Raw genomic sequence first — 26,943 nt, forward strand, 5'->3', positions numbered from 1 at the left:
CCGGTTCACGCGATCGCGAACATCGCGATGCTCTGTGCCGGGACCGTGAGCTCCTCCCCGGCACGCCATCGGTTGCCGGTCAGTTCGTCGAGCTGAGGGTCCGTGGCGAGCACGAGCCGGTACGAGGCCACCTCCACGTCCGAGCCGGCCAGGTTCTCGAAGCGCGGCAACACCGCGGCCACGGGCGATGCGGTGCCGTTGAGCACGAACAGTCCCGCGAGGTCACCCCCGCGCGCGCCGATCACGACCTGCAGCGCACGGACCCCGTCCGTCTGCCACAGATCGTCGCTCATGGGCTCCCCGGAACTCGCGTACCAATTGAGCACCACGTCCCGGGGGCGCGTGGGGAAGTCCCGGGGTTGGCTCGCCAGGAAGGCCCGGCGGATCCGGATGAGCCGCTGGGTCGTGCGTAGTATGGACCGGTCCAGGGGTGTGAGTCGCCAGTCCACCCACGAGAGCCGGTTGTCCTGGCAGTACGCGTTGTTGTTGCCGTCCTGGGAGCGCAACAGCTCGTCCCCCGCGGTGATCATGGGGATGCCCTGCGAGAACAACAGCGTGGCCATCATGTTGCGCGCGGTGGCCGCGCGGGCGGCCCGCACGCGCACGTCCGGGGAGAAGCCCTCGTGGTCGTGGTTCCACGAGTGGTTGTCGTTGGTGCCGTCCGCGTTGTTCTCGCGGTTGGCCTCGTTGTGCTTGGCGTCGTACGCCGTGAGGTCGTAGAGCGTGAACCCGTCGTGCGCGGTGATGAAGTTGACCGAGGCCAGCGTGGTGCGCCCGTGCGGGGCGAACAGGTCCGCAGACCCGGAGATCGCCCCGGCGAGCCGACCGGCGGTGCCCCCACCGCCCCCGCGACGCAAGGTGCGCTGACCCGAGAGCCAGAAGTCCCGCACGGTGTCCCGGTAGTGGTCGTTCCAGTCCGCCCAGCCGGTGGGGAAGCGCCCGGTCTGCCAGCCACCGGCGCCCACGTCCCACGGTTCGGAGATCATCCGCACGCCCTGCAGCACCGGATCCGCGGCGATCGCCACGAAGAACGGGTGGTTGCGCGTGAAGTGGTGGTGCTCGTCGCGGCCCAGTTCGGGGGCCAGGTCGAAGCGGAAGCCGTCCACGTGGCACTGCGTGACCCAGTAGCGCAGGGAGTCCAGCGCCATGCGCACGACCTGGGGGTTGCCGAAATCCATGGAATTGCCGCACCCGGTCACGTCCACGTAGTTGCCGTGCTCGTCGTGGCGGTAGTACTCCCGGTCCCCGAGCCCGCGCCAGCAGTACGGGCGCTGCGTGGGTCCGCCTTCTGCGGTGTGGTTGTACACGACGTCCAGGAACACCTGCAGCCCCGCGCCGTGCAAGGCGTCCACGGCGGCCTTGAACTCGTTGAGCACCGCGGTGGGCCCGGCCTCCTGGGCGGCCTTGGTCGCGTACCCCGCATGGGGTGCGAAGAACGCGAGGGTGTTGTACCCCCAGTAGTTGGTGAGCCCGTTCGCGGTCAGGTGGGCCTCGTCCAGGTGGGCGTGCACGGGCAACAGCTCCACCGCGGTGATCCCCAGGCTGCGCAGGTACTCGAGCATCACGGGGTGCGCGAGTCCCGCGTAGGTGCCGCGCAGCTCGTGAGGGATCCCCGGGTGCAGCATGGTGAGGCCCTTCACGTGGGCCTCGTAGATCACGGTCTCGCGCCACGCCGGCCGGGGCCGATCGTGGTCGCGCCACTCGTGGTCCTGGGCGACCACCACGGAGACGTACTCCCCGCCGTAGGCGTCCGCGCCGGGATTGACGACGCCGCGCGGTGGCGCCACACGCGTCAGTCCCCGCCCGTAGGGGTCCAGCAGGACCGGTTCGTACGCCGGATCCGGCACGGGACTGCCCTCGGGCCGGGCACTCACGAATCCGTACTCGGTTCCCTCGGGCATCGCGGGACACACGTCCCGTGCGAGCTCGTCCGGGGTGAGTTCCACTTCCGGCACATGGCGTGGGCGCGAGACGGTCGCGTAATGGATCCCGTGGTTCTCCCCCGCGAGCCGCAACCGCTGCCACGATTCACCGGGGCGCCGGAACATGAGGTCCACCTCGGTCAGTCCCGGGGCGTACACCGCGACGTTGGCGGTCCCGTCCCCGGACGGGGAGGGGTGGACGCCCAGCGGATAACTACGCGCTTGCACGCCGGCGCGCGATCTCGTACAGCGTGATCCCCACCGCCATGGACGCGTTGAGGGACTCCATCGCGGATTCGATGGGGATCGACACGATCGCGTCGCAGTGCTCTGTCACCAGGCGGGACAGGCCCTTACCCTCGGAACCCACGACCACCACGAGGGGCTCGGTGGCCAACTCGAGCTGCGGCAGGTCCACGTCCCCGCCGCCGTCGAGGCCGACCACGAAGTAGCCCTGCTTCTTGCAGTTCTCGAGCGTGCGCGTGAGGTTCGTGGCCTTGGCCACGGGGACGCGCGCCGCAGCACCCGAACTCGTCTTCCACGCCGTGGCCGTGACCCCGGCGGAGCGGCGCTCGGGCAGGATGACCCCGTCCCCGGCGAACGCGGAGACGCTGCGGATGATCGCGCCCAGGTTGCGGGGATCGGTGATCCCGTCCGCCGCGATGAGCAGGGGCGGGCGGGAATCCTCGCCCCGGTCGGCCATGAGGGAGGCCGCGAGCTCGTCAGCGTCCTGGTAGTCGTACGGCGGGACCTGCAGCACCACACCCTGATGGATCGCGTCCGCAGAGAGCCGGTCCAGCTCGCCGCGCGAGGCCTCGAGCGTGGGCACCTGGGCCTCGGCGCACAACTGCAGGATGTCCTTGACGCGGTCGTCCATCTCGATCTTGGTGGCCACGAACAACGTCTTGGCGGGCACCCCGGCGCGCAGGGCCTCCAGCACGGCGTTGCGCCCCGTGACGAGGTCCTCCTTGATGGGCCCGGCCCCCGTGCGGGACGGACGCCGGTGCAGGTTCTGTTGCTTGCGCGCGACCGCCTGCTTGGCCTTGTACGCCTTGTGGTAGACGCGGTCCTCGGCCTTGGGCGTGGGGCCGCGGCCCTCCAGGCCCTTGCGGCGCTGGCCGCCGCTACCCACGACCGGACCCTTCTTCTTGCGCGTGGCTCCGGGTCGGTTCTTCTGGGCCATGGTCAGTACTCCGTGTCTGTCACGGGTCACGGCCCGCGGGCCGCCCCGGGGTGGTCGGCGATCTGGCTCCAGTTTAGGCCAGGCTCATTCCCCCACGGACCACTCGGACCCCCGGGCACCGTCCTTCACGACGACGCCGGCAGCGGCCAGCTGGTCCCGGATGCGGTCCGCGAGCGCCCAGTCCTTCACCTCACGCGCGGCGGCACGCTGGGCCAGCAGGTCCTGGACGAGGGAGTCGAGCGCGCGGTGCTCGGCGCCGTCGGCGTCCCGAGCGCCGTCGAGACTCATCAAGGGGAGCAATCCCAGGACGTCGGACATGCCCGCGATCGCGGAGACGAGCGGCTGGGCGGTCGCGGCCTCCGGGCCCGAGAGAGCCGTGTTGGCCGCGCGCACCGTCTCGTGCAGCACCGCGAGCGCGCGGGGCACGTTGAGGTCGTCGTCCATGACCGCGACGAACTCCTCAGGCACATCCGTGTGCTCCCAGGACACGCTGAGTCCGGAATGCTGCGCGGCCGCGAGGACGGCTTCCACGCGCTCGACGGCGGCGGTGGCCTCCCGCAGGGACGTGGGCCGGTAGTCCAGCACGGAACGGTAGTGGGCCTGGCCCAGGTAGTAGCGCACGGCGAGCGGCCGTGCTTCCTCGAGCATGCTCGCCGGGGAGACCGTGTTGCCGATCGACTTGGACATCTTCTCGCCCTCGTACGTCACGAGCCCGTTGTGCAGCCAGAAGTTGGCGAACGGGCGGCCCGCCGCGGTGGACTGGGCGAGCTCGTTCTCGTGATGCGGGAAACGCAGGTCTAAGCCGCCGCCGTGGATGTCGAAGTGCGCGCCCAGGTACTTGTGGGCCATGGCCGAGCACTCCAGGTGCCAGCCGGGGCGGCCGCGGCCCCACGGGGAATCCCACGACGCCGTGGCGGGCTCGCCCTCCTTGTGTCCCTTCCACAGCGCGAAGTCGCGGGGATCGCGCTTGCCGCGGGGATCGGCGTCCGGGGCGTCCTGCATGTCCTCCACGCGTTGCCGGGTGAGTTCGCCGTAGCGGGGCCACGAACGGACGTCGAAGTAGACGTCGCCGGAATCGTCGAGTGCGGGGTACGCGTGCCCGGCGTCGATCAGCTCCTGGATCAGCGAGTGCATCTCCGGGACGTGGCCCGTGGCCCGGGGTTCGTACGTGGGGGCCTCGATACCGAGCGCGGCGTAGGCCCGCCCGAACACACCCTCGAACCGGTAGGCCAGCGCCCACCACGGTTCGCGCGGGTGGTCACCCTGGTAGTCGTTCTCGAACGAGGCGTGCGCGTTGGCCAGGATCTTGTCGTCGATGTCCGTCACGTTGCGCACCGTGGTGACCTCGTAGCCACGGAAGCGCAGCCAGCGGGCCAGGATGTCGAACACGAGCGCGGAACGCACGTGGCCGATGTGCGGTGCGCCCTGCACCGTGGCACCGCAGTAGTAGAGGCCCGCCTCGCCGGGTTGCACGGGGACGAAGTCCTTGACGGTCGCGGAAGCGGTGTCGTAGAAGCGCAAAGTCACCCTGCCAGTCTAACGGGGTGGCGCCGCACGCTCGCGGCGGGCGGGTTCGGTCGGCCGACACTACTGGCGGGCTCCCCCGGTGGACTCGACCGGCCTGCTGGGTTGCGGCCGGCGGGCTCGGTCGCCGCCCGTTTGGGCTCAGCCGCGCGGGAACACGATCGCGGTGGCGATCGCCGCGAGACCCTCGCCCCGGCCCGTGAGCCCCAGAGCGTCCGTGGTGGTCGCGCTCAGGTGCACCGGCGCGCCGGCCGCTTCCGTGAGCACCGCGGCGGCCTCGTCCCGCCGCGGGGAGAACTTGGGTCGGTCGCCCACGAGCTGGACGGAGACATTGCCCACCCGGAAGCCGGCCTCGGTCACGATCCGCACTGCCTCCGAGAGGATCCGACACCCCGAGGCCCCGGCGAACTCCGGGCGGTCCGTTCCGAAGTGCGCTCCCAGGTCCCCCACGCCGGCCGCGGAGAACAGCGCGTCCGCCGCGGCGTGTGCCACGACGTCCCCGTCCGAGTGCCCGCTCAGTCCCCGCTCGCCGGGCCACATGAGTCCGGCGATCCACAGCGGGGTGCCCTCCGGGCCGAAGGCGTGCACGTCCACCCCGATCCCCACGAGCGGGACGGGGTACGGCCGGGGTTCCGGGGTCGATGGATCGGCGGGGCCTGGGGATGCGTCAGTCATGCGGCCATTGTGCCGGACAGGCCGAGTCCCGCTCACGCACGATCGCGTGGGCGAGTACCAGGTCCAGGGGACGGGTGATCTTGAAGGACTCCTCGTCCCCGGCCACGAATTCCACGGGGTGTTCGGGGGCGAACAGTTCCACAAGACTCGCATCGTCCGTGATGCCTTCGGGATCCCCTGCGGAACCCCTCACCGTGGTGGCCGCCTTTGCCGTTCGAACACTGTGCCCGAGCTGGGGGTCCTCCCCCGTGGCGTCCAGTGGCCCGTCCGGGAGCAGACCGGCCGCGCGGTTCACCCGTTCGAGCAGTGCACGGTCGAAACCCTGGGGTGTCTGGACGCTGCGCAGCCCCGCCCGGTCCACCGTCCCGGTACTGCGCCCGTGGGTGTCCACCCCGCGCACGGTGTCGGTCACCGGGGTCACGGGAACCACGGCCTGTGCACCCGTATGCAGGGCGGTGACCACCCGCTCGAGGACGGCGGGCGGGGTGAGACAGCGAGCGGCGTCGTGCACCAGGACGTGGGTGGCACCCGCGGGCAGGGCGGTCAGTGCCGCCGCGACCGACTGGGCGCGTGTCGCACCCCCGGTCACGGCCGCGGCCCCCGCGGCGCGCGCGACGGCCGTGAGATCCGTGTCTCCGGCGGGCACGGTCACGATCACCGCGGCACCGCGCAGGGTCCCGCGCACCGTGGCAAGCGCGTGCTCCAGGATCGGTCGACCGGCCACGGGGACGAGCGCCTTGGGCATCCCGTACCCGAGCCGCGTGCCGGAACCGGCTGCCACCACAATGACGGCGAGCCCGTCCATGGCGGACGGGCTCGCGAGGTCGGAAATCTGGGACACGAAGACGTGCTGCGGGGATCAGGCCGCGGACAGAATGTCGTCCAGGCGCTTCTCCGCTTCTTCCTCGTCGATCTTCTTGGCCAGCGCCAGCTCGGAAGTGAGGATCTGGCGGGCCTTGGTCAGCATGCGCTTCTCCCCGGCGGAGAGGCCCTTGCCGCGATCGCGGCGCCACAGATCACGCACGACCTCGGCGACCTTGAGGACGTCGCCGGAGGCGAGCTTCTCGAGGTTGGCCTTGTAGCGGCGCGACCAGTTGGAGGCTTCCTCGGCGTCCTTGGCCTGCAGGACCGCGATGACCTCCTTGAGGCCTTCCTCGTCCACGACGTCCCGCACACCCACGAGATCGACGTTCTCCGCCGGGACCTCGATCATGAGATCGCCCTGGGTGACCTTCAACCGGAGATACATCTTCTCCTCACCCTTGATGGTTCGAGTCTTGATCTCCTCGATAGTTGCGGCACCGTGGTGCGGATAGACAACCGTTTCGCCAACCTCAAAAACCATGCACAAACCCCTTTCAGCCCGCCAAGTCTACCACGGTGTATGATTGCCCACCTTCCCGCGAGCCCCGTCCGTGGCCGCTCCACGGACCGCATCACGGGGCCTTATGGAGGCCACCCGGGCAGCGCCCGGGCGGGTGTGCGTGACCCGGCCGTGCGACGTCGTCGTCACTCCATAAGCGCGCGCACCACGGGCCTACGGGCGCGCCACGAACGGGGCGCGGATGCAGACGATCCGTGGCCAAACCGATAGACTGACTGCAGATTTTGCACCCGCTGTCAGAGAGCCCGAGGAGTTCGTGCCGTGAAGAACGCCGCCCACAAGAAGTTGCAGCACCTCGGAATGGGTGCGGCGGCACTCGCCGTCCTGACCGGTGTGAGCGGGTGCGCGTACATCAGCCCGCAGGCCACCATGGACAGCTACGCCCCGACGGACGGGATCCAGATGGACTTGGGTGACGTCCAGCTGCGCAACATCCTGGTCGTCGCCGAGGACGAGAACTCCGAGGGCCGCGTGCTGGGCACCCTGATCAACACCGGCGACCAGACCGAGACCGTCACCATGGACGCCAACGGCGCCCGCGCGAGCGTGGAGGTCCCCGCCAACCAGGAGGTCGTGCTCGAGAAGTCCCGGCCCGTGCTGTTGGACCGAGCCGGCGCGAACCCCGGCCTGATGGTGGACACCACGTTCACCGCGGACGACCAGGACCAGACCACCCAGGTCCCCGTCCTGGACCACACCTACCCGCGCTACGCATCCTTCGTGCCCGGCGGCGCACCGTCCACCCCGGCCAACCCCTCCAACACTCCGGCCCCCGCGGGCGAGGCGCACGGCGAGCACTGACCCCTCACACCACCCGCGCCGACCGGCGAGATCGAGCGAGCGCCCGGGCCCCGAACACGAGGGTCCGGGCGCTCGCTTTCTCAGACCTGTGTACAGACGTAAGAACCGCACCCTGCTAAGGGTGCGGTTCTTACGTCATACGGGTGCCGCTCCGTGGAGGCGTCGGGATCAGGGCTCGAACTTGTACCCGAGACCGCGTACGGTCACGATGTGCTGCGGCGCGGACGGCTCCGGTTCCACCTTGGAACGCAGCCGCTTGATGTGCACGTCCAGGGTCTTGGTGTCCCCCACGTAGTCGGAACCCCACACCCGGTCGATGAGCTGGCCCCGGGTGAGCACGCGGCCCGCGTTGCGCAGCAGCATCTCCAGCAGTTCGAACTCCTTGAGCGGCATGGCCACTGGCTCCCCGCCCACGTGGACCACGTGACGCTCGACATCCATCCGCACGGGACCCGCGGCGACCGTGGCCGTGATCAGTTCCTCCGGTTCGGAACGCCGCCGCAGCACCGCCCGGATCCGCGCCACGAGTTCGCGCGACGAATACGGCTTGGTCACGTAGTCGTCCGCGCCGAGCTCCAACCCGAGCACCTTGTCGATCTCCGCGTCCTTGGCGGTGAGCATGATAATCGGGACCGTGGAGCGCTGCCGGATCTGTTTGCAGACCTCGGTCCCCGACTGGCCGGGCAGCATGAGGTCCAACAGGACGAGGTCCGCGCCGGTGCGGTCGAACTGCGCCACGGCCTCGAGCCCGTCCGCGACCACGGTGACCTCGAACCCCTCACGGCCCAGCAGGTACGCCAACGGGTCGCTCAGGGATTCTTCGTCCTCGATCATGAGAATCTGGGTCACGCGCGCTCCTCCACTCGCTGTTGACGCAGCCCTCCGCGTGGGGGCTCCGCCTGGTCCTCGGGTTCCTCCATGGGCGGCAGCACGAGGGTGAACGTGGACCCCCGGCCCGGCTGGGACCACACGGAGACCTCCCCGCCGTGCTGCGCCATGACGTGTTTGACGATGCTCAATCCCAGACCGGTACCCCCGGTCTGGCGGGACCGAGCGCTGTCCACCCGGTAGAAACGTTCGAAGATCCTGTCCTGCTCGGTCTCCGCGATGCCGGGGCCCTGATCCGTGACGGTGATGTGCGCCATCCCCTCCCGCTCCCGCAGGCCGATGCCCACGCGGGTGTTCTCCGGGGAGTACCGCACGGCGTTGTCGATCAGGTTGCGCACCGCGGTCACGAGCATGTCCGGGTCCCCGAACACGGGGGTCTCGATCCGCCCGCCCACCTTGATGCTGATGTTCTTGGCCTCCGCGGCCAGTTTGTTCCGGTCCACGGCCTCACGCACCGCGCGGTTGAGATCCACGGCAGTGCCTTTGGCCACCACGTCCGTGGCCTGCAACCGGGACAGTTCGATGATGTCCTGCACGAGCGCACTCAGCCTCATGGACTCGCGCTGCAGGCTCGCGGCGAAGTGGCGGACCGCGTCCTGGTCCTCCGCGGCGTCCTCGATGGCCTCGGACAACAGGCTGATGGCGCCCACGGGCGTCTTCAACTCGTGGGAGACGTTGGCCACGAAGTCGGTGCGGATGGACTGGGCGCGCACGATCTCGGTCTGGTCATCCGCGAGCAACAGGATGTACTCGTCCGCGAGGGTCACGACCCGCACGTCCAGCACGATCGACCCGTGTTGGAACTGCCCGCGGGTCAGCTCCAGGCGCTTCTCCTCCACGACGCCGTTGCGGCGCGTATTGCGGATCATCTCCAGCAGGTCCTGGTGCACCACCGTGTGCCCGCGCACAATCCCGAACGCGTAGGACGCGGGGGACGCGCGCACAACGCCGTCCACGCCGTCGACCACGACGTACGCGAGGCCCAGTGCCGCGAGGATCTCCGCGGTGCCCTCGGGCAGCGTGGGCTCCTGGACGTCCGCCAGCGAATGGCGACGCCGCTGGCTCACCCGCACGGCGATCACCCCGCTGATGCCGAGCAAGAAGCCGATGAAACCGGCCAGCAGGGCAATCGACGTATCGCTCACGGTGTCAGCTTAGACGGCCCGCCCGGACGCACCCCGGTGATCCGCGCCCCGTGGGGGCCGGTTCAACGAACGTTCACCTGGGGATGACGATTCGTTCACGGCAGCCTGTGAACCTGGTCGGGCGCGTGCGAATTCGTCGTGCCGCTCCCCCGATGACATCCCGATGGCACCCGGCCCACTCAACCCGCGTAGGCTACGGACCAGGACTTGCCATGAACGAAAGGACGCCCCCTGTGCGTAAGGTTTTCCAGGCTGAGCTCCACCAGGTCGGTGAGGAGCTGATTCAGATCGCCACGCTCGTGCAGCAGGCATTGGGCAGCGCCCGCACCGCATTCCTCGACGCCGACATCCAGGTGGCCGAAGAGGTCATCTCCAACGACGCTCGCATCGACTTCCTGCAGAACGATCTCGATGAGCGTTCCATCGACATCCTGGCCCTGCAGTCCCCCGTGGCCTCCGACCTGCGCATGATCGTGGGCGCGCTGCGTATGAGTGCCTCGCTCGAGCGCATGGGCGACCTGGCCCGTCACCTGGCCCAGCTGGCCCGGTTGCGCTTCCCCGAGCCCGTCCTGCCCGAGGCCATGCGCGGGCACTTCGAGGAGATGTTCGACATCGACGCGCGTCTGGTCGAGCGCGTGATCTCCGTGCTCGAGGACCGGGACATCTCCGAGGCGGACCAGATCTTCGCCCTGAAGTCCGAGCTGAACCTCAAGCACCAGCAGGTGTTCGAGATGCTCGCGGATCCCGACTGGGATTCCTCCGTGCCCACCGCGGTGGACGTCACGCTCGCTTCCCGCTACCTCGAACGCATCGGTGACCACGGCGTCTCCGTGGCCCGCAAGGTCTCCTACCTCGTGACCGGCGACTGGGCCCCCGCGACCGACAGCCACCCCACCGGCCACGGACACATCGGCGCCGACGCCGGCGAGTGAGCGGTGCGGGTCCCGGTGGCGTGAGCCGCCGGGACCCGTGACGGCGCGCCCCGGGTGGGATCATCCGGGGACCGGCCCGAGCGGCGTCGTCCGATCGCTCCGAATGGCGGCGTACCCGCGGCCCCGCGAGACACGGCGACAATGAGAATCCCCGGCACCGAAGTGTGCCGGGGATTCGTCACGGTGCCAGAAGGGTTACTTCTTGCCCTGGTTGGCCACGGCCTGGATGGACTCGGCGGCGGCGTCCGGGTCCAGGTAGCGCCCACCGGGGGTCACGGGCTTGAGGTTCCGATCCAGCTCGTAGTACAGCGGGATGCCCGTGGGGATGTTCAGCCCGGCGATGTCGTCGTCCGAGATGCCGTCCAGGTGCTTGACGAGTGCGCGCAGCGAGTTGCCGTGCGCGGCCACGAGGACCGTCCTGCCGCTCTTGAGATCGGGGACGATCTGCTCCTCCCAGTACGGCAGGAACCGCTCCAGGACGTCCTTGAGGCACTCGGTGCGGGGCAGGTCGGCAACGTCCGCGTAGCGGGGATCCCCGGCCTGCGACCACTCGGAGGAATCGTCCAGGGCGGGCGGCGGGGTGTCGTAGGAACGGCGCCAGACCATGAACTGTTCCTCGCCGTACTGCTCGCGGATCTCCGCCTTGTTCTTGCCCTGCAGGGCACCGTAGTGGCGCTCGTTGAGTCGCCACGACCGCTTGACGGGGATCCAGAGGCGGTCCGCGGCGTCGAGCGCGAGGTTGGCGGTGTTCATGGCGCGGCGCAACAGGGACGTGTGCACCACGTCCGGCAGCAGCTGGTTCTCGGCGATCAGTTCACCGCCGCGGGTGGCCTCGGCGCGGCCCCTGTCCGTGAGCGGGACGTCCACCCAGCCCGTGAACAGGTTCTTCTCATTCCAGTCGGACTGACCGTGGCGCAGCAGGATGAGCTTGTGGGTAGCGGAATCGTTAGCCATGGGGCCATTGTCCCACCCCGGGGCCACCGAGGGAACGCGTGTCGTGACGTGCGCACTACAGTGTGGGTGTGCCAACCCAGCCCCGCCCCGTGGGATCGATCACCCGCGGGACCACGAACCCGAACCGCCTCCGGCGCGCGGACCGGTACCTCACCGGGGTCCTGGCCCCGCTCGTGCGCCGGGCATACGACCCCCTGCTCGTGGACCTGGGGTTCGGGGCGGCCCCGATCACCGCGGTCGAGCTGTGGCAGCGGGCGCGCACGGTGCGCCCGGACGTGGAGGTCATGGGCATCGAGATCGACCCGGACCGGGTGGCCGCGGCCCAACCCCACACCCGCCCGGGGCTGTCCTTCCGGTGCGGGGGCTTCGAGATCCCCTCAGGGTCACGCTCCCCGGTCTTCGTACGCGCGTTCAACGTGCTGCGGCAGTACCCGGTGGAAGAGGTCCCCGCCGCGTGGCACCTCGCGTGCGGGCGGCTCGCGCCGAACGGGGTCCTGATGGACGGCACGTGCGACGAGATCGGGCGCCTGGCCACGTGGTTGTGTTGCACCGTGGAGGGCCCCCGCACCTTCACCGTGAGTATGCGTCCAGGTGCGTTCACCGTGCCCTCGGACGTGGCCGCGCGACTGCCCAAGGCGTTGATTCACCGCAACGTCCCGGGCGAGCGGGTCCACGCATTCCTCGCGGCCGCCGACGCCGCGTGGCTGGCCAACGCGACCCTGTCACCATTCGGTCATCGACAGCGCTGGACGGCGATGTGCCGGGACCTGCGCGCCGCCGGGTGGCCCGTACTGCACGGGCCCCACCGGTGGCGGCTCGGGGAACTCACGGTGCCGTGGTCCGCGGTCGCGCCGGACGAACCGGGATGGCGCGTCGAGGGCTGACACACCGAGCCCGTGGGAGGTCGACCCCACGGTGGCTCGACATGCGCTCCGGGAGAGACCTCGAACGGTAAGTGCCTACTACTAGTACCCGGGGTTCTTGGACTCGCCCGAGACAGCGGGGCGCACGTCCGCGAGGTACACCCCGGCGATCGTCGCCGCGATCAGCATGAGGATCAACGAGCCGGTCCCCGGGACACCCACGGCCAGCAGTGCCATGGTGGAGAACACGGCACTGAACACGGACACCACCGCGGCGCCACCTGTCAGGGCGAGCCAGAACGTCTTGGTCCGCTTCCACGCGCGTTCGAACTGCACCGCCGAACGCCGCAAGCAGTCGAACACCGCGAGCAGCGCGAGGACGGCCACCACCAGGGTGATGGCGTAGTCCAGGTAGTTCGCCAGAACGATGGCCCAAGGAATGGAAGTCACGGGGTCAGTCTATCGATCCGCGAGCGCATCGAGTCCGGCCCGGAGGTCCTCCCAGAGGTCCTCCACGTTCTCGATCCCCACGGACAGGCGCAGCAGGTTCTCGGGGACGGTCTCCGGTTCGTCGTGGTGGCGACGACGCCGCTCGATCAAGGACTCCACCCCGCCCAGGGACGTGGCGGGGGTCCACACGCGAAGGTCCGTCAGGAGACGTTCGGCCGCAGCGACGTCGCCGTGGGGGACCACCGAGATCACCGAACCGAACCCCCCCTGCAATTGCGCGGCGGCGCACTCGTGGCCGGGATCGGACGCGAGGCCCGGGTAACGCACGTGGGCCACGGCGGGGTGGGCCTCGAGCCGGCGGGCCAGTTCCGCGGCGTTGGCCATGGAACGTTCCACGCGCACCGCGAGCGTACGCACGCCGCGCAGCGCGAGCCACGCCTCGAAGGGGCCGGGGATCCCGCCCTCGAGAGATCGCTGGGAATGCAAGCGTTGCCTCAGCTCGGGGGTGGCGCACAGCACCGCACCCATCAACACGTCCGAGTGACCGGCGATGTACTTGGTCGCGGAATGCACCACCAGATCCGCTCCCACGCCCAAGGGACGCTGCAGCAGGGGCGTGGCGAACGTGTTGTCCACGCACGTGAGCACCCCCTTCTCCCGCGCGGCGCGCACGAGCGCGGGCACGTCCGCGATCTCAAGCATGGGGTTGGTGGGGCTCTCGACCCAGAGCATGTCCGCGCCGTCGAGTGCCGCGGAGGTGGCCTCGGTGTCCGCGATGTCCACGGTGCGCACCGTGAAGATGCCACGCTCCTGCCACGTGTGCGCGAGTGCCACGGTGCTCTGGTAGCTGTGGCGCGGCAGCACGAGCGTGCCACCCACGGGCACGAGGGTGAGCACTGCGGTGATCGCGGCGAGCCCGGACGCGTAGGACAGCGCGGGGCACGGGGCCTCCTCGAGCTGGGCCAGGACGTCCTCGAACGCCTCCCACGTGGGGTTGGTCAACCGCGCGTAGGTGCGGTCCGCGGGGTCGAGCTCCCCGGTGCCCCGGTAAGTGGAGGTCAGCACCACGGGCGGGTTCACGGGCGCGTCATGTTCGTGGTCGGGGCGGCCGCCGGCGACCATCACGGTGTCTTTACGCATTGCTCCAGCCTAATCCCGCGGCGCCGTGCGGCCCGTCCTGTGGACGCCCACGGCACCGCTGTAGCTGTCGGGTGCGATCGCTACAGTGGGGGCGTGAAGCAATCAGCGCGCGGGGCCCTCATCGTGTTCGAAGGCGGTGACGGCGCCGGGAAGTCCACCCAGGCTGCGGCGCTCGTGACCGCCCTGCGCCGCGACGGTCGTACCGTGACGCTCACGCGCGAGCCCGGGGGCACACCCCTCGCGGAATCGGTGCGCGCGCTCGTGCTCGATCCCTCCCAGGCGCCGGTGTCCGCGGTGACCGAGGCACTGTTGTTCGCGTCCGCGCGCGCGGACCACGTGGCGCGCAGGATCCGCCCCGCCCTCGAGCGCGGGGAGGTCGTGATCTGCGACCGGTTCGTGGACTCCTCCGTGGCGTACCAGGGGGCGGGACGCGGGCTGGGCACCGAACGCGTGCTCGAACTGAACCGGTGGGCCGTGCAGGGTCTCGTCCCGGAGCTCACCGTGCTGTTGGACGTGGACCAGACCACCGCCGAGGCCCGACGCCGCGAGCGCGCCCTGGCCACGGACCGCATGGAGTCCGAGGCGCGGGCGTTCCACGACGCCGTCAACGCGGCCTTCCGCGAGCTCGCCGCGCATGCACCCTCCCGCTACCTGGTCCTGGACGCGTCCGCGCCCGCGGCCGAGCTCACGGACGCGATCGTGGACCGGGTCACCGGGATCCTCGCCGAGCGCACAGAGGTCTCCGCGTGAGCGTGTGGGACGAGGTCGTCGGTCAGCCCCGCGTGGTGGAGCAGTTACAACGCGCGGCCCGCGACAACGACCCGACCCACGCATGGCTGTTCACCGGGCCCCCGGGCTCCGGTCGCTCCACGGCCGCGCGCGCCCTGGCCGCAGCGCTGTTGTGCGAGCACGGCACGGGCTGCGGCACGTGCCACGCGTGTCGCACGGCGTTCGCCGGGACCCACGCGGACGTGACCCATTTCGTCACGGAGAACCCGCAGATCAGCATCGAGGAAGCCCGCGAGCTCGTGATCAAGGCGCAGGACCGGCCCTCCGTGGGCTCGTGGCGGATCATGATCGTCGAGGACGCCGACCGGATGACCGAGCGCACCTCCAACGTGATGCTCAAGAGCATCGAGGAACCCCCTCCGCACACCATCTGGTTGTTGTGCGCCCCCTCCCCCATGGACGTGCTCGTGACCATCCGTTCCCGCTGCCGCCCCGTGACCCTCAAGGTCCCGTCCCCCGAGGACGTCGCCCGGTTGCTCGTGGCCCGGCACGGGGTCCCGGAGCAACGCGCCATCGAATGCGCGCGGTTGTCCCAGTGCCACGTGGGCGTGGCCACGCGACTCGCCCTGTACGACGACGCCCGCACCCGCCGCCAGGAGGTCGTCTCCCTGCCCCTGTCCATGCACGGGGTGACCCGGGCGGTCAAGGCGGCGGACCGCTTGCACCGCCTCGCCGTGGACGAGTCCACCGCGGACGCCGAGGCCCGCAACAACGAGGAACGCGCGCAGTTGCTCGCGGCCATGGGTGCCCCCGAAACCGGCCGTGTGCCACCCGCCATCCGGGGTGCCCTCAACCGGCTCGAAGCCGATCAGAAGCGACGCTCCCGGCGCATCCAAACCGACACCCTGGACCGCTTCCTGATCGACCTCACCACGTTCTACCGGGACGTGCTGAGCGTTCAGCTCGACACCGGGACGGCCCTGATCAACCAGCACCTGGGTGAGCAGATCCACGGGTACGCGATCAACACCACCGCCGAGCACACCTTGCACAAGATCGACGTGATCAGCGAGACCCGGCGCCGCATCCGCACCAACGTCAGCGCACAACTCGCGTTCGAGGCCATGATGGTGGCCATCGTCTGAGCCGAGAGGACCCCGTGAACCGTTCCCTCCCCCGCCGCCTGGCCGTCCTGCTGTGCACCGCCGCGCTGGCCTTGACCGCGTGCGCCGATCCCTCCAGGGAGTCCGGCGCCCGTGGCAGCGCGGACCCGGACGTCACCTCCGGCGTGGACTCCGCGCTGACGTCCTACTACACCCAGACGCCGCAGTGGCGGGAGTGCACCAAGACCTCCGAACGGCAACAGTTCCCGAGCGGTCTGGAGTGTGCGGGCATCACGGTCCCCGTGGACTACGCGAACCCCTCCGCCGGTGACACCACCGTGGAGATCGCCCGGTTGAAGGCCACCGGTTCCTCCCCCGTGGGTGCCCTGTTCCTCAACCCCGGCGGTCCGGGCGGATCCGGCGTGGACATGATGGGCTCCGCAGACTACTTCACGGCCAAGGAGGTGCGCAGGAAGTACGACCTCGTGGGGTTCGACCCCCGCGGTGTGGACCGTTCGGACGGGATCCGCTGTCTCACGGATCGGGAGATGGACCAGTGGCGTTCCGAACCGGCCTTCGACCCGGGCCGGCAGTCCCTGGACGAGGTGCGGCAGAGCTCCCGGGAGATCGGTGAGAAGTGCCACGAGCACTCCTCGGCCGTGGTCTCCCACATGGACACCCAGAGCGTGGCCCGGGACCTGGACGTCCTGCGCGCCGTCCTGGACCAGCCCACGACCCACTACCTGGGGTTCTCCTACGGCACCGAGATCGGCGCCACGTACGCGCACCTGTTCCCCCAGCGTGCCGGGCGCATGGTGTTGGACGGCGCCGTGGACCCCACCCTGGACGATCGCGCCACCACGCTCGCGCAGGCCAAGGGCTTCGAGGACAACCTGCGCCACTTCGTGGCCGACTGCCAGGAGACGAACAACGACTGCGCCGTGGCCGGCGCGGACGTGGACGCGGGGATGGCCACCATCCAGCGCATGTTGCGCTCGGTGGCCCAGGACCGCCCCACGGTCTCGGACGGACGCTCCGTGACGCCGACCAATGCGATCGAGGGGATCTTGGTCCCCCTCTACTCGACCGCCTCGTACCCGCAGCTGAACTCCGCCCTGCAGCAGGCCCTGGACGGCAACCTGGACGCGCTCATGGCGTTCTCCGACTCCAACCACGGGCGTGAACCCTCCGGGAAGTACACGTCCAACGTGTCCATGGCGTTCACGGCGGTCTCCTGCCTGGACACGGTGTCCAACGACGTCACGGACGAACAGATGGCCCGGGCGGCCCGTGAGATGACGCAGCAGGCCCCCACGTTCGGTCCCTACCTGGGTTATGGTGCGGCCGCGTGCCAGGGCTGGCCGGACAAGCCCGTCAAGCCCTTGGACACGTATCGGGCGGATCTGGAGACTCCCACCCTGGTGATCGGCACGACCCACGATCCCGCCACCCCGTATCCGTGGGCCCATTCCCTGCAGCAGCAGATGGGCGATGCCCGTCTGCTCACCCACGAGGGGTACGGGCACACCGCCTACACCTCCGGCAACCCCTGCGTGACCCGCGCCGTGGACGACTACCTCCTGGACGGCACCCTGCCGGACGAGGGTGCCACGTGCGGTGACTGAGGCCCGCCGCCGGGTGCCATCCACGCGACCACCGGCCCCTGCACCCGGGTGATCCGTGATTGGTGGTGTTCCGGCCCGATCTGATATTGTTTCCGGGTGCATCTGGTCCGCAACGGTCCCGGTCACGCCGCCTTAGCTCAGTCGGTAGAGCGATTCACTCGTAATGAATAGGTCGCCGGTTCGATTCCGGCAGGCGGCTCCATGGACCATCCCCGTTCTCCCCGGCAGGACCTGCTGCGCGGAGGGCGGGGATCGTCGTTTCTGCGCCCGCTCCCTGTCTAGTGCGGCCGGCCCCTGTCACCCACCCTCCGCCGGCCGGCATCTGTGGTTTCAGGCCTGTGGGTCCTTATGCCGGTGACATATTGGCAACGATTTCGCGCAACACTTCCTAAACACAACGCTGTTCCATAACATATGTGTCAGGACGTTGTGGCTCTGGCTGCCCAATGATCCAGGACAGGGGACACCATGGTGCCCCGGGGGTTCCTTCAATCGGCCGAGATCCACGACCGACGGGCAAGGGGAACCCCCGGAGCCCCTCCCGATCCTGAGACGCCACCGTCCACCCCCACATTTGTTGCCTGCGGGCATCGGGTGCGCTGAGGGTGCAATACCTCTGAGACACCGCTCATCCGACGTGAACGTCAACCACCCAGGGGAACGTCAACCACCCCGAGAGACGTAACGGATCCGGTCACACACCCGTCACCCGGTGGGGCCCTCAATCCTGCGGCGAGTGCTCCGCATGCTCACCGAGCAGCCACTCCGCCGCAGTCACGTACTCCGTCACGACCGTTGAGCGGCGTCGGATGGCGCTCACACCCTGCGATGGTGCCGAGAGCTGTTCGGGGGGCCCAGCGGCGTCGCCCCCGGAACCTGACTCGCCCGCGAGACCCGACGTCCCCTCCCCCGCCATACCCGACGCGGACGAATGGGCATGGGAGCCCGCGGCGAACCGCGCCATGGTGAGCGCCTCCGCGGCCTGGGCCATGGAATTGCCGGCCCGGGAGAGCTGCCGGTGCACGTCCGAGAGGTAACCGTCCGTGGAGTGCGGGATGTCCTGCGAGCGCGATGGGGCGCGCACGTGCGCTTCCATGCACACGGCGCGCACCCTGGGCAACAGGTCCGCGAGGTCGTTGGCCACAGGCACGGCGGCGGCGCGCAGTTCGGGGTCGCGCACGGATTCCAGGATCTGGTGGTAGCGGTCCAGGCCGCGCTTGAAGCGGTCGTGGGCCCGGCGCCAGACGCCCTCGCCCAGTTCACGTTCGTCGCGGCGCGTGGCCCTGTAGTCGCTGAAGAAACCCACCGATACCCCTTTCCGATCCGCCACCCGCGGGCAGCAGTCCATGGTACCGCTTCAGCAGCACCGGCCCTCGGGGTGCGCCTCCTGCCAGTCCTGGTAGTCCCGCCAGAATTCGCGTTCCGTCATGAGCGGCGTCCCGCACCCCGAGGCCCGGTGGTACTGCACGTAGTGCTCGTACTTGTCCGCACCGAGCACCCCGTTGCCGAAGCGCAACGCGCCGCGCCACCACGAGCCGACGCGGGCGAGCACCGGGATCTGCGCCGCGCCCGACATCAGTGGTGTCCTCCGCCGGTGGGGGTGCGCTGCTCGATCGGCAGCGCGTCCCATTGCTTGGCCAGGGCTTTCTCGGACGGTGTGGCTCCCAGGCCCGACGGCGCGTAGAAGCGGGACTCCACGTAGGGGTCCTCGTGCGTGCGGCGCTCGTGCCCGCGCAACGCCTTGACGACCTCCACGACGGCCATGATCACCACGATGATCGTGAGCACCACGAAGAGGATGGACAGGGTGCCCTGCACGAACGTGTTGCGCACGACCGCTTCCATGGCCTCCACGTTCTTGGCGGTCCCGAAGCTCGTCTGTCCCTGGGCCAGTGCGTCCTTGAACGCGAAGTGGTTGGCCCAGTAGCCCACCTTGGGGTCCGGGGAGAAGATCTTCTGCCAGGACCCCGTGACGGTGACCAGGACGTCGAATGCGAGCGGCAGCAGGATGATCCACAGGTACTTGAAGCGGTGCAGGTTGGCCGCTATGGCCAGACACACCGCGAGCGCGATGGCCGCGAGCAGCTGGTTGGCGATGCCGAACAGCGGGAAGAACGTGTTGATACCGCCCAGCGGGTCCGTGACGCCCAGGATCAGGATGGATCCCCAGCCGGCGACCATGATGGCCGTGGTGAGCCACGCACCCGCGCGCCAATCGGCATCGCGGAACTTGGGGATGAAGTTGCCCAGGGTGTCGGTGAGCATGAAGCGGGCCACGCGCGTGCCGGCGTCCACCGCGGTGAGGATGAACAGGGCCTCGAACATGATCGCGAAGTGGTACCAGAAGCTCATCATGGAGGCCCCGCCGAGCCACTGGTGCATGATGTGCGACAGCCCGAGCGCGAGGGTGGGTGCGCCACCCGTGCGGGAGATGATGGTCTCTTCGCCCACGGCGTCCGCGGTGCCCTGCAGCAGTTCCGGGGTCACGTGCACGCCGGAGAGACCCAGCGAGTTCACGAACGCCGCGGCGCCCTCCACGGTGCCCATGGTGGCCGCCGGGGAGGAGTTCATCGCGAAGTAGATGCCGCGGTCGATCGACACCGCCGCCACGAGCGCCATGATGGCCACGAAGGACTCCATGAGCATGCCGCCGTACCCGATGAACCGGGTCTGGCGTTCCTTCTCGATCATCTTGGGCGTGGTCCCGGATGCGATCAGGGCGTGGAACCCGGAGAGCGCACCGCACGCGATGGTCACAAACAGGAACGGGAACAGAGAACCGGAGAACACGGGCCCGTCCGAACGGCCCGCGAACTCGCTGACCGCGGGGACTGTGATCTCGGGGCGCACCACCACGATGGCGGCCGCGAGCAGTACGATGGTGCCCACCTTCATGAAGGTGGAGAGGTAGTCGCGCGGGGACAGCAGCAACCACACGGGTAGCACGGCTGCGATGAAACCGTAGACGATCACGCACCACGCGAGGGTCACGCGGTCCAGGGTGAACAATTGGGCGCCGAGGTCCGTGCCCGCGACCCAGCCACCGGTAACGATCGCGGCCATGAGCAGGACGAACCCGATGATCGAGACCTCCATGACCTTGCCCGGGCGCAAGTACCGCAGGTAGACACCCATGAACAGCGCGATGGGGATCGTCATCCCCACGGAGAACACACCCCACGGCGACTCGCCCAGGGCGTTGACCACCACGAGCGCGAGGATGGCCACGATGATGATCATGATCGCCAAGGTCGCGATGATGGCGGCGTACCCGCCCACCACGCCGAGCTCCTCACGGGCCATCTGGCCCAGGGAACGGCCACCGCGGCGCATGGAGAAGAAGAGCACCAGGTAGTCCTGGACCGCACCGGCCAGGATCACGCCCACGATGATCCAGATGGTCCCGGGGAGGTAGCCCATCTGGGCGGCCAACACCGGTCCCACGAGCGGGCCCGCGCCGGCGATGGCCGCGAAGTGGTGGCCGTAGAGCACCCGCCGGTCGGTGGGCATGAAGTCCTTGCCGTTGGCGTTGTACTCCGCCGGCGTAGCGCGACGGTCGTCCGGGCGGGTCAGCTTCCGTTCGATGAACTTGGAGTAGAAGCGGTACGCGATGAAGTAGCTGCACACCGCCGCGAAGACGAACCAGATGGCGTTGATGGACTCACCACGCGCGAACGCGATCATGGCCCATGCGATCGCGCCCAGCAGGGCGATGCCCGCCCAGATCACGATCCGCAGCGGGGTCCAGCGAGTCTGCTCGTGTTCCAGGACCTCGGGGTCCACGTGATTGGGGGGAAGGTCGGTGCGACCCTCGCCCGCGGGCCGGGGTGCGCCCGCCGATTGCTGATGTGTGGTGCTCATGGGGAAGGCTCCGGATCTCGTGCCAACACGCTGGCAGAAGCGTGAGATTGTTGGCACGAGTGTATGCGAGCGGGACCACATTGTCCCGGCATTGGCACCCTGTCGCGGGCACCCCGATCACACGGTCAGCAGCACCTTGCCCACGTGCGATCCGCTGTCGAAGTACTCGTGCGCTTCACGCACCTGGTCGAGCGGGAACGTGCGCGCGACCAGGGGGCGCACCTGTCCGGACGCCACGAGCGGCCACACGTATTCGCGCACCGCCGCCATGATCCGCGCCTTCTCGTCCGCCGGGCGTGCCCGCAGGGTCGTACCGATCACCGCGGCCCGCTTGTTGAGCAACCGTCCCACGTTGAGTTCGCCCTTGATCCCGCCCTGCATCCCGATGATCACGATGCGCCCGTTCGTCGCCACGGCCCGGAGGTTGGGGTCGAGGTACTTGGCGCCGACGACGTCCAGGATCACGTCCGCGCCGTGGCCGTCCGTGAGTTCGTGGACCCGGTCCACGAAGTCCTCGTCCTTGTAGTTGATGGGCGTGGCGCCGAGCTCGCTCACGACGCGCATCTTCTCGTCACTGCCCACGGTCGCCAGCACCGTAAGCCCCAGGGCGCGGGCCACCTGGATCGCGTGCGTCCCGATCCCGCCCGCTCCACCGTGGACGAGCAGGGTTTCCCCCTCCCGGGCCGCGGCGGCCATGAACACGTTGGAGAACACGGTCGCTGCCACCTCGGGCAGCCCCGCCGCGGCGACCGGGTCCACACCGTCGGGCAGCGGGAGGACCTGCCGCCACGGCGCGACCACGCGTTCGGCGTAGCCGCCCGAGTCCACCAGGGCGACGACGCTGTCGCCCACCGCGAGACCCGCCACCTCCGGGACGTCCGCCCCGAGTTCCACGACCGTGCCCGACACCTCCAGGCCGAAGATGTCCGTGGCGTCCGGCGGGACGGGGTAGTTGCCGTTGCGCTGCAGGACGTCCGCGCGATTGAGCCCCGCGGCGGTCACGGCGATCAGGACCCCCTCTGGGGTCAGCTGCGGCTCGGCGGTCTCCGCGGCCTCGAGGACCTCCGGGCCCCCCGATCGGACATCGCGTACTGCTCGCATGGCACTTCCTTCTCTGACGACGGCGTTGTACCCCATCCTCCCGCAGCGGCATCACCCGCGCCAGGGGCGCACCACCGCACCCCTCCCTCCCTGCACCGCGCCGAGGGCATTGGCCCCCCGGGCGCGGCGCATGGAATAATGGCGATTCGTTCGCCCGCGCCGCCGCGGGAGCGCGCGACACTGGAAGGTTGTCCGAGCGGCCTAAGGAGCTGGTCTTGAAAACCAGTGTGCGGTAACCCCGTACCAAGGGTTCAAATCCCTTACCTTCCGCCCAGTTCGAAGGCCCCGGATTCCTGTTCCGTCAGGTATCCGGGGCCTTCGTATGTCCGGCCCTACTGGCACGGATCGGTCGCCCCACCAGCCCTCGGGTTCATGGGGCGCGCGGCGGTCCGCCAAGGTCGCCCCACGTCAGAGAAAGTTTGTCGTTTGCATGGGTCCTGGCCGCCTCCGAAATGGACAGCAGGCTGTGAGTTGCCTCACAGTTCGGCCCGCACCCATCCAGCCAAAAGGCCATCCTCATGAAGAGGTCCGCTCTCCTCGCCCTTCCTACTCTCACCCTGGGGGCTCTGGCGCTCACACCCGCGGCCGCGGGTGCCGTGAACCCGATGAACCCCGCGCTGCCCCTGGCCACGGACGTGCCCATCGCGTGCGGCGAGTTCGTGTCCTCGCACATGGTGATGCCCGGAGGCCCCGCCGACACCGGGACAGACGGGACCGGGCGTGGTGCTGGGCCACGTGAACGCCGCGGGCGGTGGGCCAGGCGTCTTCGCGGACCCGCAACTGCGGCTCATCACGTGCGACCGCTACGATCCCGCCACCGGCACCTTCGACGAGAATCTCGTGGCCCACGCGACCCTCGTCACCGGGGAACCACCCAGCGGTTCCCGAAGTGCAGTCCGGGCGCGGAGCTCAGAGCCCCACGACCTCCCGCAGCTGTTCACTGATCCGCTCGAGCCGCGCCGAGGCCTCCTCGCGGGGAACGGCACCGTTCTCGGGAACCGGGAGGACGACCTCGAGGTAGCACTTGAGCTTGGGTTCGGTCCCGGAGGGCCGCACGATCACGCGGTCATCGGCCTCGGTGCGGATGAGGATCCCCTCGGTGGGCAGCATCTCGGGCCCGCCCTTGGACAGATCCGTGTACTCGACCACAGACGAGCCCGCGATCTCCCGCGGCGGGTTCTCCCGCAGCCGGTCCAGCCCGCGGGTGATGAGCGAGAGATCCGCCACCCGGAACGTCAACGGCGCGGTCGCGTAGAGCCCGTGGAGCGTGGCGAGCCGGTCCAGTTCCTGCTGCACCGTGGCGCCCCGGTCCTTGAGAGCGGCCACGTAGGAGGCCACCCGCACGGCCGTGGAGATCCCGTCCTTGTCACGCACGGCGCTGGGATCGGTGCAATAGCCGATGGCTTCCTCGTACCCGAAACGCAGCCCGGGGGTGCGGGCGATCCACTTGAACCCCGTGAGGGTCTGACGGAACGAGAGCCCGTGGTGCTCGGCGATCCGCCCGAGCAACCGCCCGGAGACGATCGAGCACGCGAGGGTGTCCCCCGCGCGATCGGGATCCGCTGCGGCGTTCTCCCCCAGCAACGCGCCGAGCTCGTCGCCGCTCAGTCGCCGCCAGTCACGTGCGGGATCGCCCGTGCCTGCGCCCGTGGGGATCGCGACGGCGCAGCGGTCCGCGTCCGGGTCCAGGGCGATCGCGACGTCCGCGTCCTGGTCCGCTGCGAGTGCCACGAGCAGGTCCATGGCCCCGGGTTCCTCCGGATTGGGAAAGGCCACGGTCGGGAAGTCGGGATCCGGCTCGGCCTGTTCGGCCACCACGGAGACCCGCTCGAAACCGGCGCCACGCAGTACGGCGAGCGCGGTGTCCAGGCCCACGCCGTGCATGGGGGTCAGCGCGATGGAGATCTCGGAACGGGCCTCGGGGTCGCGCAGGCACCCGGCGCGTTCGATGTAGCCGGCGACCAGATCGGCGTGGGCGGCTGAAACACGCGAGGAGTCCCGGGGAACGCGATCCGCGGGAGGGGCGGCGGCCATGTGCTCAGCGATCAGGGCGTCGTCCGGGGGCACGATCTGCACGCCGCGCTCGTCGTCGGAGCCCACCGCGCGACCGCCCAGGTAGACCTTGTACCCGTTGTCCGCGGGCGGGTTGTGGGACGCGGTGACCATGACGCCGGCGTCCGCGCCCAGTTGTCGCACGGCGTAGGCCACGAGCGGGGTGGGCAGCCGGGACGGCAACCGCACGGCCCGGCATCCGGCGGCGGAGAAGACCGCAGCGGCGTCGGCGGCGAAGTCCTCGGAACCGTGGCGCGCATCGCACCCGACCACGACCAGGGGCGCGGGCCCCACGCGCTCCGTGAGGAAGGAGGCGAGCCCGGCGCTCGCGCGGATCACTACCGCGCGGTTCATCCGCGATTCCCCCGCGCCCACGGCCGCGCGCAGCCCGGCGGTGCCGAACACGAGCGGTCCGGAGAAGCGCGAGTCGAGCTCGGCGAGCGCGGGCTCGTCACCGGAGGCGGCGGCGTTCGACAGCTCGGTGAGTTCGTCGCGGGTCGCGGGATCGGGGTCGTGCTCGACCCACTGCCGCACCCGCTCGAGCAGCTGGTCGCTCATCAGGAATCGAGCCCCTCGAGCACCGCACGGGTCCCGGACAGCCCGAGGCGCGTGGCGCCGGCGTCGATCATGGCCAGCGCGGCCTCGGTCGTGCGGATCCCGCCGGAGGCCTTCACGCCCAGGCGCCCACCCACGGTCTCGGCCATGAGGCGCACCGCCTCGACCGACGCCCCGCCCGCGGGGTGGAAGCCCGTGGACGTCTTGACGAAGTCCGCGCCGGCGGCCTCGGCCTCGCGGCACGCGGCCACGATCTGATCGTCGGTCAGGGCCGCGGACTCGATGATCACCTTGAGCACCGAGGGCGCGGGGCACGCCGCGCGCACGGCCTCGATGTCGTCGCGCACGCCGTCCCAGTCCCCCGCGACGGCGAGGCCCAGGTTGATGACCATGTCCACCTCGTCCGCGCCGTTCGCCACGGACACGGCTGCCTCCGCGGCCTTGATCTGGGCGGGGTGCGCGCCGGACGGGAAGCCGCACACGGTCGCGAGCTTGACCCCCTCGGGCAGGTCCACGTCCAGCCGGGACGGGGAGACACAGATGGAGTACGTCCCGAGTTCACCCGCCTCCCGGGCGAGCTCGGCGACCTGATCGGCGGTGGACTCGGGCTTGAGCAGGGTGTGGTCGACCATGGCGGCCAGTTCTTCACGGGTGATCATGCGGTTCTCCTCGCGGGGGTGGTGCGGCGCGGTGACAATGCACCACGGTGGGGCGACGACGCCCGGTCCCCGAGCGTCGTCGTTGCGGTCGGACGGTGGGTCAGGCGATGCGATCCAGCACGACGTCGTCGCGCGCCCCTGTGCCCTCGGCGGCATCGGGGTCGATCGTGGCGCCGCCGTGGAGGGACTCGAGCGCGCGCTCGAAGCGGTCGGGGGTGTCGGTGTGCAGGGTGAACAGCTTCTGGCCCTTACTCACACGCTCGCCGGGCACCGCGTGGATCTCCACGCCGGCGCCGGCCTGGACGGGGTCGCCCTGCCGGGCGCGGCCAGCACCCAGTCGCCAGGACGCCACGCCCACGGACATCGCGTCCATCTCGATGAGCACGCCCGAGGTCTCGGCCAGCACGTCCTGCGTGTGCTCCGCCTGCGGCAGCTGGGCGTCCGGGTCCCCGCCCTGGGCGGCGACCATGCGCTTCCACGTGTCCATCGCGCGGCCGTCGCGCAGGGCCTCCTCGACGTCCGCGTCGTGCACGCCGGCCGCCGCGAGCATCTCGCGGGCCAACGCCACGGTCAGGCGCACGACGTCGCTCGGGCCACCCCCGGCCAGCACCTCGACCGATTCGCGCACCTCCAGGGCGTTGCCCACGGTGCGCCCCAGCGGGCGGGACATGTCGGTGAGCAGGGCCACGGTGTCCACACCGTGGTCCTTGCCGAGCTCGACCATGGTGCGCGCGAGTTCGCGGGCGTCCTCCTCCGCCTTCATGAACGCACCCGGGCCGGTCTTGACGTCCAGGACCAGGGCCCCGGTGCCCTCGGCGATCTTCTTGGACATGATCGAGGAGGCGATCAGCGGGATGCACTCCACGGTGGAGGTGGTGTCACGCAGCGCGTAGAGCTTCTTGTCCGCGGGGGCCAGGCCGGTTCCGGCGGCGCAGATCACCGCACCCACGGTGTCCAGGATGTCCATCATCTCGGCGTTGCTCAGATCCGCACGCCACCCGGGGATGGCCTCCATCTTGTCCAGGGTCCCACCGGTGTGCCCGAGCCCCCGCCCGGACAGCTGCGGGACGGCCACCCCGAAGCTCGCGACGAGCGGGGCGAGCGGCAGCGTGATCTTGTCCCCCACGCCACCCGTGGAGTGCTTGTCCGCCGTGGGGCGGGACAGCTCCCCGAAGTTCATGCGCTCGCCCGAATCGATCATGGCCTGGGTCCAGTGCGAGATCTCCGCTCGGTCCATCCCGTTGAGGAAGATCGCCATGGCCAGTGCGGACATCTGCTCGTCCGCGACCGCGCCGCGCGTGTAGGCGTCGATCACCCAGTCGATGGCCTCGGGGGACAGCGTCTCGCGGTCCCGTTTCATGCGGATGACGTCGACGGCGTCGAACGCTTCAACCACC

24 protein-coding genes and 2 tRNA genes are annotated in these 26,943 nt (G+C 69.8%); 8 read left to right on the forward strand and 18 right to left on the reverse strand.

Annotation, left to right across the window (positions count from 1 at the left end; translation table 11 throughout):
• Positions 1-5 precede the first annotated feature (5 nt).
• The 6 genes from glgX to RF650_RS11035 form a co-directional block, all read right to left on the reverse strand.
• Positions 6-2,150 carry a glycogen debranching protein GlgX gene (gene glgX / locus RF650_RS11010; protein WP_131333369.1) on the reverse strand — a complete coding sequence of 715 codons (2,145 nt, stop codon included), beginning with the start codon at positions 2,148-2,150 and terminating at the stop codon, positions 6-8.
• Positions 2,137-3,105 carry a 23S rRNA (guanosine(2251)-2'-O)-methyltransferase RlmB gene (gene rlmB / locus RF650_RS11015; protein ID WP_064846762.1) on the reverse strand — a complete coding sequence of 323 codons (969 nt, stop codon included), beginning with the start codon at positions 3,103-3,105 and terminating at the stop codon, positions 2,137-2,139. Before rlmB ends, glgX begins: the two co-directional genes overlap by 14 nt.
• A gap of 84 nt (positions 3,106-3,189) precedes the next feature.
• On the reverse strand, positions 3,190-4,632 hold the full coding sequence (gene cysS, locus RF650_RS11020; protein ID WP_131333371.1) for a cysteine--tRNA ligase: 1,443 nt from the start codon (positions 4,630-4,632) through the stop codon (positions 3,190-3,192).
• Between the two features lie 138 nt (positions 4,633-4,770).
• Complete coding sequence (ispF, locus tag RF650_RS11025; protein WP_131333372.1) at positions 4,771-5,304, reverse strand: 2-C-methyl-D-erythritol 2,4-cyclodiphosphate synthase; 534 nt, start codon at positions 5,302-5,304, stop codon at positions 4,771-4,773.
• Complete coding sequence (locus RF650_RS11030) at positions 5,297-6,145, reverse strand: 2-C-methyl-D-erythritol 4-phosphate cytidylyltransferase (RefSeq protein WP_242670475.1); 849 nt, start codon at positions 6,143-6,145, stop codon at positions 5,297-5,299. The genes ispF and RF650_RS11030 overlap by 8 nt, the downstream gene beginning before the upstream one ends.
• Positions 6,146-6,163: 18 nt before the next feature.
• The gene (locus tag RF650_RS11035) at positions 6,164-6,649 is read right to left on the reverse strand and encodes a CarD family transcriptional regulator (RefSeq protein ID WP_064846759.1); all 486 of its coding nucleotides are present in this window, start codon (positions 6,647-6,649) and stop codon (positions 6,164-6,166) included.
• Positions 6,650-6,949: 300 nt separating this feature from the next.
• Between RF650_RS11035 and RF650_RS11040 the strand changes: the two genes are divergently transcribed.
• Positions 6,950-7,489 (forward strand): hypothetical protein, encoded by a 540-nt coding sequence (locus RF650_RS11040; protein WP_131333373.1) that lies wholly within the window; start codon positions 6,950-6,952, stop codon positions 7,487-7,489.
• 168 nt (positions 7,490-7,657) lie between these two features.
• Here RF650_RS11040 and RF650_RS11045 read toward each other — a convergent pair whose 3' ends face one another.
• Both RF650_RS11045 and RF650_RS11050 read right to left on the reverse strand, forming a co-directional pair.
• The gene (locus RF650_RS11045; protein ID WP_064846275.1) at positions 7,658-8,338 is read right to left on the reverse strand and encodes a response regulator transcription factor; all 681 of its coding nucleotides are present in this window, start codon (positions 8,336-8,338) and stop codon (positions 7,658-7,660) included.
• Positions 8,335-9,522: a cell wall metabolism sensor histidine kinase WalK gene (locus tag RF650_RS11050; RefSeq protein ID WP_131333374.1), complete on the reverse strand. Its 1,188-nt coding sequence runs from the start codon at positions 9,520-9,522 to the stop codon at positions 8,335-8,337. Before RF650_RS11050 ends, RF650_RS11045 begins: the two co-directional genes overlap by 4 nt.
• Positions 9,523-9,755: 233 nt before the next feature.
• Here RF650_RS11050 and phoU point away from each other — a divergent pair, with 233 nt between their 5' ends.
• Positions 9,756-10,454, forward strand: coding sequence for a phosphate signaling complex protein PhoU (phoU, locus tag RF650_RS11055; RefSeq protein WP_064846278.1), 699 nt, complete (start codon positions 9,756-9,758; stop codon positions 10,452-10,454).
• Between the two features lie 195 nt (positions 10,455-10,649).
• On the opposite strand, the gene RF650_RS11060 is transcribed toward phoU, so the two are convergent.
• The gene (locus tag RF650_RS11060) at positions 10,650-11,408 is read right to left on the reverse strand and encodes a phosphoglyceromutase (protein WP_131333375.1); all 759 of its coding nucleotides are present in this window, start codon (positions 11,406-11,408) and stop codon (positions 10,650-10,652) included.
• A 68-nt stretch (positions 11,409-11,476) separates the two neighbouring features.
• Between RF650_RS11060 and RF650_RS11065 the strand changes: the two genes are divergently transcribed.
• Entirely contained in the window at positions 11,477-12,292 is an 816-nt protein-coding gene (locus RF650_RS11065) for a class I SAM-dependent methyltransferase (protein WP_131333376.1), read from the forward strand.
• Between the two features lie 81 nt (positions 12,293-12,373).
• On the opposite strand, the gene RF650_RS11070 is transcribed toward RF650_RS11065, so the two are convergent.
• Positions 12,374-12,721, reverse strand: coding sequence for a DUF2516 family protein (locus tag RF650_RS11070; RefSeq protein ID WP_131333377.1), 348 nt, complete (start codon positions 12,719-12,721; stop codon positions 12,374-12,376).
• 9 nt (positions 12,722-12,730) lie between these two features.
• Positions 12,731-13,861, reverse strand: a complete 1,131-nt coding sequence (locus tag RF650_RS11075; RefSeq protein WP_368814928.1) for a PLP-dependent aspartate aminotransferase family protein — start codon at positions 13,859-13,861, stop codon at positions 12,731-12,733.
• Positions 13,862-13,954: 93 nt separating this feature from the next.
• On the opposite strand from RF650_RS11075, the gene tmk reads away from it, so the two are divergent.
• From tmk to RF650_RS11095, 4 genes are all read left to right on the forward strand, one after another.
• Positions 13,955-14,611 carry a dTMP kinase gene (tmk, locus tag RF650_RS11080; protein ID WP_242670476.1) on the forward strand — a complete coding sequence of 219 codons (657 nt, stop codon included), beginning with the start codon at positions 13,955-13,957 and terminating at the stop codon, positions 14,609-14,611.
• The gene (locus tag RF650_RS11085) at positions 14,608-15,735 is read left to right on the forward strand and encodes a DNA polymerase III subunit delta' (RefSeq protein WP_131333380.1); all 1,128 of its coding nucleotides are present in this window, start codon (positions 14,608-14,610) and stop codon (positions 15,733-15,735) included. The genes tmk and RF650_RS11085 overlap by 4 nt, the downstream gene beginning before the upstream one ends.
• 14 nt (positions 15,736-15,749) lie before the next feature.
• Positions 15,750-17,318 (forward strand): alpha/beta hydrolase, encoded by a 1,569-nt coding sequence (locus RF650_RS11090; protein WP_131333381.1) that lies wholly within the window; start codon positions 15,750-15,752, stop codon positions 17,316-17,318.
• A 126-nt stretch (positions 17,319-17,444) separates the two neighbouring features.
• Positions 17,445-17,520, forward strand: a tRNA-Thr gene (locus tag RF650_RS11095).
• A 519-nt stretch (positions 17,521-18,039) separates the two neighbouring features.
• On the opposite strand, the gene RF650_RS11100 is transcribed toward RF650_RS11095, so the two are convergent.
• The 4 genes from RF650_RS11100 to RF650_RS11115 form a co-directional block, all read right to left on the reverse strand.
• Positions 18,040-18,624: a hypothetical protein gene (locus RF650_RS11100; RefSeq protein WP_131333382.1), complete on the reverse strand. Its 585-nt coding sequence runs from the start codon at positions 18,622-18,624 to the stop codon at positions 18,040-18,042.
• Positions 18,625-18,675: 51 nt separating this feature from the next.
• Entirely contained in the window at positions 18,676-18,894 is a 219-nt protein-coding gene (locus RF650_RS11105) for a YbdD/YjiX family protein (RefSeq protein ID WP_064846287.1), read from the reverse strand.
• Positions 18,894-21,179, reverse strand: a complete 2,286-nt coding sequence (locus RF650_RS11110) for a carbon starvation CstA family protein (RefSeq protein WP_368814929.1) — start codon at positions 21,177-21,179, stop codon at positions 18,894-18,896. The genes RF650_RS11105 and RF650_RS11110 overlap by 1 nt, the downstream gene beginning before the upstream one ends.
• A 117-nt stretch (positions 21,180-21,296) precedes the next feature.
• Positions 21,297-22,280: an NAD(P)H-quinone oxidoreductase gene (locus RF650_RS11115; protein WP_368814930.1), complete on the reverse strand. Its 984-nt coding sequence runs from the start codon at positions 22,278-22,280 to the stop codon at positions 21,297-21,299.
• Positions 22,281-22,462: 182 nt separating this feature from the next.
• On the opposite strand from RF650_RS11115, the gene RF650_RS11120 reads away from it, so the two are divergent.
• Positions 22,463-22,550: transfer RNA gene (locus RF650_RS11120), tRNA-Ser, on the forward strand.
• Positions 22,551-23,189: 639 nt separating this feature from the next.
• On the opposite strand, the gene RF650_RS11125 is transcribed toward RF650_RS11120, so the two are convergent.
• The 3 genes from RF650_RS11125 to RF650_RS11135 form a co-directional block, all read right to left on the reverse strand.
• Positions 23,190-24,890 (reverse strand): phospho-sugar mutase, encoded by a 1,701-nt coding sequence (locus RF650_RS11125; protein ID WP_131333385.1) that lies wholly within the window; start codon positions 24,888-24,890, stop codon positions 23,190-23,192.
• Entirely contained in the window at positions 24,890-25,546 is a 657-nt protein-coding gene (gene deoC / locus RF650_RS11130; protein WP_131333386.1) for a deoxyribose-phosphate aldolase, read from the reverse strand. Before deoC ends, RF650_RS11125 begins: the two co-directional genes overlap by 1 nt.
• A gap of 100 nt (positions 25,547-25,646) precedes the next feature.
• Entirely contained in the window at positions 25,647-26,942 is a 1,296-nt protein-coding gene (locus tag RF650_RS11135) for a thymidine phosphorylase (RefSeq protein ID WP_131333989.1), read from the reverse strand.
• Position 26,943: the final 1 nt, after the last annotated feature.

Source organism: Kocuria sp. CPCC 205297, assembly GCF_040981035.1.
Taxonomy (GTDB): Bacteria; Actinomycetota; Actinomycetes; order Actinomycetales; family Micrococcaceae; genus Kocuria; species Kocuria marina.